This is a genomic window from Paenalcaligenes sp. Me52, from assembly GCF_050487965.1.
Classification (GTDB): Bacteria; Pseudomonadota; Gammaproteobacteria; order Burkholderiales; family Burkholderiaceae_B; genus Paenalcaligenes.
The window spans coordinates 456,023-465,609 of sequence record NZ_JBKQFO010000003.1; the positions used below are offsets into that span (position 1 = coordinate 456,023).

The window sequence follows — 9,587 nt, forward strand, 5'->3', positions numbered from 1 at the left end:
GCTAATCCTCCTCATCACTAGAAGATAAGGAACTTAGCTGCTGCCCCCGTAAATACACAGTACGATCGGGGGTTCCGGTCACCATCTGCAAGTCTTTGCGGGCGACTTGATCAATACGAGCATTGCGGGTCAATTCTGCCCGCTCTAACTGTAGACGACGCCACTCTATATCTAGAGCTTGCGCTTGGTTGCGCAAACGTTCTACCGCCACATAGCCCTCACGCGCCTGATAACGAGCCGTTACCAAGGAAATGGCTGACAACATCAATGCCAACGCGAGGAGCAGACGGATAGTCATCTACGCTTCCCCTTGTTCCCAGCACCACCTGTTGCATAGGCTTTAACAGCCTCTAGTTTGGTTTGCCAGTCGGCTTCCAAAGGCGTGGTGGTACGTTCGGCCACACGCAGTACTGCTGAGCGCGCGCGCACGTTATGTTGAACCTCGGTGTCATCTGGCAATACACGACCCAATGACTGCAACCAAGGTTGCGGCATGTCTTTTTCAGCAATTGGAAGACGCGAGTGCACCATGGCCGGCTTTGATGCCGCGGCCATGAATTGCTTCGCTAAGCGATCTTCCAATGAGTGAAAACTGATCACCGCTAAACGTCCTCCTGGGTTAAGCAACTCCAGAATTAACGGGAGCGCATGCGCAAGCTCCTCGAGCTCGCGGTTGAGGTAAATCCGTACAGCCTGGAAGGTCCTGGTGGCTGGGTGATGACCTTTTTCGCGCGAGCGGACGACACTGGCGACCAGCTCGGCGAGATCATGCGTTGTACGTAGCGGTGAGGATTCGCGGCGACTTGTAATCGCCTTTGCAATCTGGAAAGCAAACCGTTCTTCGCCATAATCTGCGATGACCTCCTTAATCTCATCGACATCGGCATGAGCCAACCACTCAGCGGCGGTCGGCCCCCTACTGTTATCCATGCGCATATCCAATGGGCCATTACGCATGAACGAGAAACCTCGTTCGGCATCATCTAACTGGGGGGAAGACACACCCAAGTCCATCATGACACCATCAACGGAGTGCACGCCATGCTCACGCAGTGCATCTACCATTGACTCAAAACCTGCATGTATTACACGTACACGCTTATCCTCTGCTGCCAGCGCGTTCGCAATAGCAATAGCTTCAGGATCTTTATCTATGACAAACAAGCGAGAATCGGCATCAACGTGGCGTAGCAATTCTCGACTATGACCACCACGTCCAAACGTGGCATCAACAAATACACCGGACCTATACGTGGGTTCCGGACGGTACTCTGGCCTCCGCGCCATAAATACGGGATTCACCAGAGCCGCTACCGTAGGCTCCAAGAGAACGGAACGATGCTGTAGCTCCATTAGCCGACTCAGAAAGAAAACTGTTCAAATACATCAGACATCATGCCTTCAGCCAGTTCGGCTGCTTGGCGACGCTCCAGTTCGGCACTATTCCACAGTTCGAAATGACCACCCAATCCCAATAACATGGCATCACGATCCAGCCCTACGGCGGTACGTAATTCAGGGGCAATCAAAATCCGTCCAGCAGAATCCATGTCCACATCCTGTGCGCTACCCAGCATCAAACGCTGCAATGCACGAGCTGACATGGGGAACGCTGCAATCTGTTGGCGCTTTTCTTCCCACACAGAACGTGGGTACATCAAAAGACAGCCATCAGGGTGCCGCGTCAAAGTGAGTTGTCCCTGTTCCGCCGATAACAAGGCGTCACGGTGCCTGGTCGGAATCGCGATTCGACCTTTAGCATCCAACGTGAGTGCATTGCTTCCTTGGAACATGCTCTTTTTCCCACTTTTTTACACAAAAACCTACTTTTCCCCACTCTAAGCCATGCCGTGATCAAGGTCAAGACGCAAACGCATTTTTTTCCAATGACAACAAACACTTAGCTGACTTTCTTAGAAAAGTTCGATTTTAAAATACCTCTATAAATCAACAGATTGCATTCCAATCTAAAAGTTGTTTATTAGGAGAAAGTGGAAAACGTCTCTCAAAAACTTGCATTTCCTCACAATTGACAGGCTTTGACACAGGAAAAGTGCACACACGTGCAGAAACCACTGTGCGAACGCAGTATGGAAGAAAAAGGGGATTTGAAAAGAGAAGAAGAAGAAGAAGAAGAAGAAGAAGAAGTGTGAGACAGGCCTATAGGCCGGATTCTGTAAACCAGCACGCTGGTCGGCAATCATTCATCTTGGCATGCCATTACTGACACACTCTAGCCATCTACCCGCATACTCGAGCGGGCCGCCCTTCGAACACAAGGTTCACGTATGCCTATTTGATGTTGCTCCGGATAGAGGTTACCGCGTTTCACCCTGCAACGACTGCCTTACTAGAAAGCAAAGTAACGGAGATAGCCGTTACTGTGCACAACATGTTGTGCCCTCGTCGCAGTCTCGTCTCTGTGGCCCTATTCCTCGACTCGCAGACCGAAGCCCACTTATCGGACGGCTGTTAGCCGCTATCCTGCCCTACGGAGTCCGGACCTTCCTCGATATTGCTACCGCGATTGCCCAGCCTGCCTCACAAATGCATTGTAACCTGCGACAATAGCAATATCAGACTTTCTTCAGATTTTTTACGGAGCAGCATGTCAAGCAATCTGGTCACCCTTTCTGGGATACATCTGGCGTTTGGCCATCATGCCTTGCTGGATAACGCAAGCCTCACCATTCATTCTGGTGAGCGTTACGGTTTAATTGGTCGCAATGGCGCGGGGAAATCGTCGCTATTGAAGCTTATTGACGGCAGATTGCTGCCTGATGACGGCCAAATCATGCGCAGCAGTGGATTGCGCGTTGCCACCGTCGAGCAAGAACCAGACCTGCCTCCGGACCAACAAATCTACGATTTCCTGTGCGGCGACTACACCGAAACAGAGGATTGGCAACGCCCAGCCAAAATCAGTGCGTTGATGGATCAGTTGGGTTTACCTAACGAAGCACTGATAGGTTCACTGTCAGGCGGTATGCGTAAGCGTGTAGCGTTGGCTCAAGCCTTAAGCAATGAGCCCGATCTGCTGCTATTAGACGAACCCACTAACCACTTAGACTTCGACGGTATTTTGTGGCTGGAGCAGTTACTCAAAAGCTTCCGTGGCAGCGTCATTGTGATCACCCACGACAGGGACTTCCTTGATAGCGTCAGCTCGCACATTATTGAGCTAGACCGAGGCCAACTCTTTAGCTTCCCCGGTAACTTCAGTCGCTGGCAAGAACGCAAAGCCGAGTGGCTACAAGCCGAATCCCAACAACAAGCCAAGTTTGATAAATTCCTGGCGCAGGAAGAGGTGTGGATACGTACTGGTGTACAAGCACGCCGCACGCGTGATGAAGGCCGTGTACGCCGCCTAGAATCATTACGCAGAGAACGCGCTGCACGCCGTGAGCGCATGGGCAACGTTCGCTTAGCTATTTCGGAAGGTCAACGCTCTGGAAAACTGGTTGCCGAAGCAGAAAACATTACTCATGGTTATGACGAGCGCTTACTGATTAACGACTTCTCTACTGTGCTAATGCGCGGTGACAAGATAGGTCTAATCGGAGCAAACGGCGCAGGTAAAACCACACTACTACAAATACTGTTGGGCAAATTAGTTCCAAACGCTGGCCAAATCCGTCATGGCACTAACTTAACAGTAGGTTATTTCGACCAAATGCGCAGTTCTTTGGACGAAAACGCCACGTTAGCTGAAACCATTAGCCCCGGAACTGAATGGGTAGAGATTGGCGACCAACGTAAACACGTAATGAGCTATTTGGAAGACTTTCTCTTCCCACCTGCGCGTGCGAACTCCCCTGTACGCTCTCTATCCGGTGGCGAACGCGCCCGCTTAGCATTAGCACGCATGTTTGCTCAACCCACCAACATCTTGGTACTAGACGAACCTACTAACGACTTGGATATTGAAACCCTTGAGTTACTAGAAGACCTGCTACAAGAATATCAAGGCACCGTTTTGCTGGTGAGCCACGATAGACGTTTCCTAAACAACATCGTGACTCAAGTGATAGCTGCAGAAGGCAATGGTAAATGGGGTGAGTATGTGGGTGGCTATGATGAGTGGCTACTACAGCGCCCCACATCTGCAGCAGAGCCTGCTGCTGCCACAACAGCCGCTGCAACGGCATCCGATAAAGAGAAAGCCGCTCCCAAGGCTAATCGCAATCAGAAGCTGGCGCCATGGGAGAGAAAAGAACTGGATGCTCTACCAGAGAAAATTGCTCAACTGGAAAGCCGACAGGCAGAGCTAGCCGCCAAGCTCAGTGACCCAGACTTGTACAAAGATGGCAACGATGCTGCACAAACTGTACAAAACTCCCTGGAAACACTGGAAGCCGAACTGCTGCAACTTTTCGAACGCTGGGAAGCGTTGGAAGAAAAGGCACAAACTGGACAATAAAAAAGGGGCTTTACGCCCCTTTTTCTATTACGCGCTAGTCACTGACCAGGCTAACTTTCTGCCATTCGCTAATGGCACAAGTATCTCATTACCCAACTGCAACTGATCAGGAATCTCAAACTCTTGTCGTTGCAATGTAATGGTGTCTGTATTCACGGGCAAACCATAAAACGCAGGACCATTCTCACAGGCAAAGGCTTGCAGCTTATCTAGCTTACCTACGGCATCGAACGCCTCTGCATAGAGTTCCATAGCATGCAGTGCTGTATAACAACCTGCACAACCACAATCTTGTTCTTTACGACCACGCACGTGCGGAGCACTGTCTGTACCTAAGAAGAAACGCGTAGAGCCCCCAGTCGCAGCCTCTACCAAGGCCAATCTATGTTTCTCGCGCTTCAATACTGGTAGGCAATACCAATGCGGGCGCAGGCCACCGCTGAAAATCGCATTACGGTTATACAACAAGTGCTGTGGAGTAATGGTCGCGCCAATAGTACCTTCCGCTTGACTCACATATGCCACCCCTTCTGCCGTAGTCAAATGCTCAAACACCACTTTGAGATCAGGGAACTGTTTACGCAGCGGAATCATAATGCGATCAATAAACACCGCCTCTCTATCAAACAAATCCACGGCAGGGTCTGTCACTTCACCGTGCACCAACAATGGCAGGCCACACTCTTGCATCGCTTCCAATGCTGCACCACAGTAACGCAATACATCCGTTACACCAGCATCTGAGTTTGTCGTCGCACCAGCCGGGTACAGTTTTACCCCATACACCACACCCGATTCACTCGCACGACGAATTTCCTCTGCTGTTGTGTTGTTCGTCAAATACAAGGTCATCAATGGTTGAAAGCGGCTGGTCGGAGCCGTTTTATGCAGAGCATCTACAATACGCTGATGATAAGCCACAGCTTGAACGGCTGTAGTCACTGGCGGGGTCAGGTTAGGCATAACAATGGCCCGGCCAAACTGTGCTGCTGTGTGGCCTACAACGGCCTCTAACATGGCACCATCACGCAAGTGCACATGCCAATCATCCGGACGGGGAATCGTTAAGGTATTAGTAAGTGTCATAAAATCGGTTCTATCCAAAAAAGCCTATGCTTTGTTCTGGGCCATCGCCAGTGAGCGCATCATTGACATTATGCAACAGTCGCTGAAGTTCTGCAGCGCGTAAGCCCGCAAAACATCAGGGCTTCTGACCCGATTCAAACAGTAACAAATCTCCCCCCTCCTGATGATTGGCCTACAGGGAAGCACGAGTTATGCTGCTACTGTACGATTTAGCAGCACTGTGGCATTTCTTTCAATTTTCTCGGAGCTCTATTCATGGCCAATAGTAAAAAACCTGCCAGTAAACCTAACACTGGATTCATGAAGCCACTTACCCCCAGCCCTGCACTGGCAGCTGTAATTGGTCCCGAAGCTGTACCGCGCACAGAAGTTACCAAGAAAATCTGGGAATACATCAAGAAACACAATCTCCAGGACGCTTCTAACCGCCGCAACATCAATGCTGACGCTAAACTCAAAAAAGTACTGGGCAAAGATCAAGTCAACATGTTTGAACTAAGCAAACTGCTGAGCGCTCATTTGAAATAAGCCTCTCCCAGTGGAACCCCAGACTACCCGCCTCCATGGCGGGTATTTTTTGGCGCGTATCTAATAACTCAAGAGCACGCCAAGGGATTAGTGATCGCCCGCGATCGGCGATTTCCCAGGTCAGCACTAGGCTTTACATAGCACTAAAAAAATCAGGCCCTGAAATGTCAGGGCCTGATGAAATTTTTCTGTGTGATGCGGATTATTCGAATTCCGGGCTTTGACCACTCCAATGAGCCAACCAACCTTTAACAATGCGGAAGATAATCCATACCAAGGTCACTACCCCAGTAATCCAACCTATGAAAATAAAAGTGAGCAGGACGCTTACACACATCCATAACAAACCCCACCAGAAGGTTTTAATTGCCCAATCTAAATGTGCAGCATAAATGGTTCCTGCCGCATCACTACGTTTGTAATACGCCAGAACAATGGAAGCAATAATACTTGCACCAAAAACACCCATGCTCACGATACCAATTGCGAACAAAGCATATACAACATGCACAATGGTACGGAACGGCAAGCCCTGTTCGGTTTCAGGCTGGTTCAACTGAGTCATGCATACCTCCAAAAACATAAAATAGCAGTAGGCACCATCGAGGTGCGGCACTGTTAAGCATTGTAAACGCTTAATGATCATTCGCAGAGTATCAGGCAACGAAGAATGATGTATCTACACACCAGCAAACAGCTCAACATACTCAAAAGCTGTTCTACATCAGCCTCTAAGCGGCTTACTCTTCCCTGTGCAGCCTAGGATATACAGTGTAGCTTTCCTGATACTAGCGCCTACCTGCTGCTTTTTTACACTCAGGAAGAGCTACGTGCTTTAGCCTGTATCACACCGGTAAAAATATTCTACAGCGCACAAAACCATAAGAATAGCATTTAACTTATTACATTTATTCTAGCTGCAATTAGGTTAAATCATTGCATGCGAAAACCAATGCCAATTATTCATTTGAATAGAAAATGTATTTCACTAGATAAAACAGAAGTATTTAATTCTTTCTACTGTAACCGGCATCAATAATAAACATCGCCGTTATACAGCATGAAAATTCTATATATACCGTAACCACACGATGACATCCCCTGGTCTAAATTTATTTAGCGTTATTTATGTTGTTTAATAATTTTTTTTAAATATGCGACATACCCCTATTCTCTGATTTGAACAGCTCATGGTAAAAGTGGTTAATCTAACTAAAACACACTTGAGGGATAACATGGAAAAGCTACAGGCTGTTTTTGAGACAGTAGGCGGTTGGGTATGGGGACCAGCAATGTTGATCTTGTTGGTAGGTACAGGTGTCTTACTTACTGTACGCCTCAGGGGTCTGCAATTTACTAAATTACCCATGGCATTACGCCAAGCCTTCACTCGTACTCCCGGGCAGGAGAAAGAGCCAGGTGATGTTTCTCACTTTGGTGCTCTGATGACAGCTCTGTCGGCAACCATCGGTACCGGTAACATTGCGGGTGTGGCTACCGCTGTAGTACTGGGTGGCCCTGGTGCCGTATTCTGGATGTGGATCACTGCTATTTTTGGCATGGCCACCAAATACGCAGAAGGTATCTTGGCAGTACATTACCGTATTACGGATGCTCGCGGCGAAATGGCCGGTGGTCCTATGTACTACATTGAGCGCGGCCTGAACATGAAATGGCTGGCTATATTATTTGCTCTGTTTGCTGTAGTTGCCTCCTTCGGTATTGGTAGCTCGGTGCAATCCAACTCGGTTGCTGAATCCATCTACACAAGCTTCGGTATTGAACATGCACTAACAGGTGTAGTGCTGACTGTACTGACCGCCATCGTAATTCTTGGTGGTATCAAAAGTATTGCTCGTGCGGCATCCGTCATCGTTCCTGTGATGGCTGTGGTGTATGTATTAGGTGGTTTGATCATCATTCTGCTGAATCTGGAAAAACTGTTGCCTGCATTGAGCCTGATTTTCACTGATGCTTTCACAGGTAGCGCTGTTGCTGGTGGTGCTCTGGGTACAGTAATTCGTTACGGTGTTGCCCGTGGTGTGTTTTCCAACGAAGCTGGTATGGGTTCTGCCCCTATCGCTGCCGCTGCGGCTAAAACCGACCACGCAGGTCGCCAAGCGCTAGTATCCATGACAGGTACATTCTTAGACACCATCGTAGTGTGTTCTATCACTGGTATCGTGCTTGTTATGGCTGGTCAGTACACTGCTGGCAGCACTGGTGCTGCACTGACCACACATAGCTTTAATGCTATGTTACCTGGCTGGGGCGGTTACATCGTGACTTTTGGCCTTGTGTTCTTTGCCTACAGTACGATTCTAGGCTGGTGCTACTACGGTGAAAAATGTGCAGCATACTTGTTAGGTACACGTGCTGTACTGCCATACCGTGTTGTATACGTTGCATCCGTGATGATGGGTACTATCGCCAGTCTGGATCTGGTTTGGGCTGCATCGGATACCTTCAACGGCTTGATGGCTATTCCTAACTTGATTGCCTTGCTGCTGTTGTCAGGCGTAGTTGTTAAAGAAACCAAAGACTTCTTTAACAAAATCGACAAAGGCGAGCTGCCTAAGTAAGGCTCTCTCATTTAGCCCCGCGCTAAAACAAAGCGGCCCTGTTATTACAGGGCCGTTTTTGTATCTACTCATACAACACTAGATGGGTAAGACACACCTACACCCTTCACTACAGTTACTGGCTTAATGCGCCTAGCGGTAACAAAGGAAGCATAAAAGGAGCCCAAATGATCGACTCCACTAAATTAGGTGTCATACGCAACTCCCCTTCCATATAGCGCAGTTCAGCTTCTACAGGCTCAGCAAACGCAGTCATTACTGCAGACGACGGCAGCACATCCGCTGCAACCATACCCTGCTCTATCTTCCATTGCTTTATGTACAACGTATCAGTGTCAATTAGCGCCTTTGCTAATGCAGGGATGCTGCGCACAAAACTATATGCGTCTGGTTTGAAAATCTCAAACTGGTAAGTATTCAACAGTTCGCTTTTGTCTGTCTCTGACAAGTGAGTCGCTGGAATATATAGAAAAAACCTAGCTTTTGCAGCCTGATTAGAGAACACCTCAACTATCGCTGAACGATGAGCTATCTTCTGCCCAAGAGGTGTTTCCAAAAAAAGTAGTAATGGGGGAAGCTCTGTTTTGCTAAACCTATATGCAGGAGGTGAATCAGCCACGAGATATAGTGCGCTGTCATCCTCACCCCAAGCAGTCAGTTGTATCTGCTCTTTCTTACTAGGCATATACGTACTAGAGCAACCCATTAAGCCTGCTAATACGATGATCAAACCATATCTAATCACTCAGCCATTACTCGCTTGTTATAGAGGCTCATTATGAGCGCAACTCGATCTGTAACTATACAACTCTCGAGCAGAGTATGCATGTGTGCTAACACACGCCCCTAAACTAGATGACTTAGCTTTAGGAGGCCTTACATACTAACGTCTTCTATGTAGGAGCTATAGGTTCACGGCGCAATAATCAAGATCGTCGCGAGAGGCTCATGCAGCATTTTGGCCTAACCGC

Annotated in this window: 9 protein-coding genes, 1 other RNA gene and 1 pseudogene; 4 read left to right on the top strand and 7 right to left on the bottom strand. The window is 48.5% G+C overall.

The window, feature by feature from the left end; genetic code table 11:
* Nucleotide 1: 1 nt before the first annotated feature.
* From ftsL to rnpB, 4 genes are all read right to left on the bottom strand, one after another.
* On the bottom strand, nucleotides 2-298 hold the full coding sequence (gene ftsL, locus ACLO87_RS16360; RefSeq protein WP_135862464.1) for a cell division protein FtsL: 297 nt from the start codon (nucleotides 296-298) through the stop codon (nucleotides 2-4).
* Nucleotides 295-1,353, bottom strand: a complete 1,059-nt coding sequence (rsmH, locus tag ACLO87_RS16365; protein ID WP_430224285.1) for a 16S rRNA (cytosine(1402)-N(4))-methyltransferase RsmH — start codon at nucleotides 1,351-1,353, stop codon at nucleotides 295-297. The genes ftsL and rsmH overlap by 4 nt, the downstream gene beginning before the upstream one ends.
* 8 nt (nucleotides 1,354-1,361) lie before the next feature.
* Nucleotides 1,362-1,793, bottom strand: coding sequence for a division/cell wall cluster transcriptional repressor MraZ (mraZ, locus tag ACLO87_RS16370; RefSeq protein ID WP_135862468.1), 432 nt, complete (start codon nucleotides 1,791-1,793; stop codon nucleotides 1,362-1,364).
* A 354-nt stretch (nucleotides 1,794-2,147) separates the two neighbouring features.
* Nucleotides 2,148-2,543: RNase P RNA component class A (gene rnpB / locus ACLO87_RS16375), an RNA gene on the bottom strand.
* Nucleotides 2,544-2,608: 65 nt separating this feature from the next.
* On the opposite strand from rnpB, the gene ACLO87_RS16380 reads away from it, so the two are divergent.
* A complete protein-coding gene (locus ACLO87_RS16380) occupies nucleotides 2,609-4,420 on the top strand; it encodes an ATP-binding cassette domain-containing protein (RefSeq protein ID WP_430224286.1) in 1,812 nt (603 codons plus the stop codon).
* Nucleotides 4,421-4,447: 27 nt separating this feature from the next.
* Here ACLO87_RS16380 and pyrC read toward each other — a convergent pair whose 3' ends face one another.
* The gene (gene pyrC / locus ACLO87_RS16385) at nucleotides 4,448-5,506 is read right to left on the bottom strand and encodes a dihydroorotase (protein WP_430224287.1); all 1,059 of its coding nucleotides are present in this window, start codon (nucleotides 5,504-5,506) and stop codon (nucleotides 4,448-4,450) included.
* Nucleotides 5,507-5,761: 255 nt separating this feature from the next.
* On the opposite strand from pyrC, the gene ACLO87_RS16390 reads away from it, so the two are divergent.
* Nucleotides 5,762-6,034, top strand: coding sequence for an SWIB/MDM2 domain-containing protein (locus ACLO87_RS16390; RefSeq protein ID WP_135866657.1), 273 nt, complete (start codon nucleotides 5,762-5,764; stop codon nucleotides 6,032-6,034).
* 202 nt (nucleotides 6,035-6,236) lie between these two features.
* On the opposite strand, the gene ACLO87_RS16395 is transcribed toward ACLO87_RS16390, so the two are convergent.
* Nucleotides 6,237-6,599 carry a DUF4870 family protein gene (locus ACLO87_RS16395; protein WP_135866655.1) on the bottom strand — a complete coding sequence of 121 codons (363 nt, stop codon included), beginning with the start codon at nucleotides 6,597-6,599 and terminating at the stop codon, nucleotides 6,237-6,239.
* A 670-nt stretch (nucleotides 6,600-7,269) separates the two neighbouring features.
* Between ACLO87_RS16395 and ACLO87_RS16400 the strand changes: the two genes are divergently transcribed.
* Nucleotides 7,270-8,616, top strand: coding sequence for an alanine/glycine:cation symporter family protein (locus ACLO87_RS16400; RefSeq protein ID WP_430224288.1), 1,347 nt, complete (start codon nucleotides 7,270-7,272; stop codon nucleotides 8,614-8,616).
* A 115-nt stretch (nucleotides 8,617-8,731) separates the two neighbouring features.
* Here the strand turns inward: ACLO87_RS16400 and ACLO87_RS16405 are convergent, their stop codons facing one another.
* Entirely contained in the window at nucleotides 8,732-9,301 is a 570-nt protein-coding gene (locus ACLO87_RS16405) for a hypothetical protein (protein ID WP_430224289.1), read from the bottom strand.
* 148 nt (nucleotides 9,302-9,449) lie between these two features.
* On the opposite strand from ACLO87_RS16405, the pseudogene ACLO87_RS16410 reads away from it, so the two are divergent.
* A pseudogene (locus ACLO87_RS16410) lies at nucleotides 9,450-9,587 on the top strand (XdhC family protein); the annotation flags it as partial.

Excerpts from the sequence above, each read along its gene's own strand:
- ACLO87_RS16380 (WP_430224286.1), top strand. The coding sequence starts at position 2,609 with ATGTCAAGCAATCTGGTCACCCTTTCTGGGATACATCTGGCGTTTGGC.
- ACLO87_RS16390 (WP_135866657.1), top strand. The coding sequence starts at position 5,762 with ATGGCCAATAGTAAAAAACCTGCCAGTAAACCTAACACTGGATTCATG.
- ACLO87_RS16405 (WP_430224289.1), bottom strand. The coding sequence starts at position 9,301 with ATGCCTAGTAAGAAAGAGCAGATACAACTGACTGCTTGGGGTGAGGAT.
- ftsL (WP_135862464.1), bottom strand. The coding sequence starts at position 298 with ATGACTATCCGTCTGCTCCTCGCGTTGGCATTGATGTTGTCAGCCATT.
- rsmH (WP_430224285.1), bottom strand. The coding sequence starts at position 1,353 with ATGGAGCTACAGCATCGTTCCGTTCTCTTGGAGCCTACGGTAGCGGCT.
- pyrC (WP_430224287.1), bottom strand. The coding sequence starts at position 5,506 with ATGACACTTACTAATACCTTAACGATTCCCCGTCCGGATGATTGGCAT.
- mraZ (WP_135862468.1), bottom strand. The coding sequence starts at position 1,793 with ATGTTCCAAGGAAGCAATGCACTCACGTTGGATGCTAAAGGTCGAATC.
- ACLO87_RS16400 (WP_430224288.1), top strand. The coding sequence starts at position 7,270 with ATGGAAAAGCTACAGGCTGTTTTTGAGACAGTAGGCGGTTGGGTATGG.
- ACLO87_RS16395 (WP_135866655.1), bottom strand. The coding sequence starts at position 6,599 with ATGACTCAGTTGAACCAGCCTGAAACCGAACAGGGCTTGCCGTTCCGT.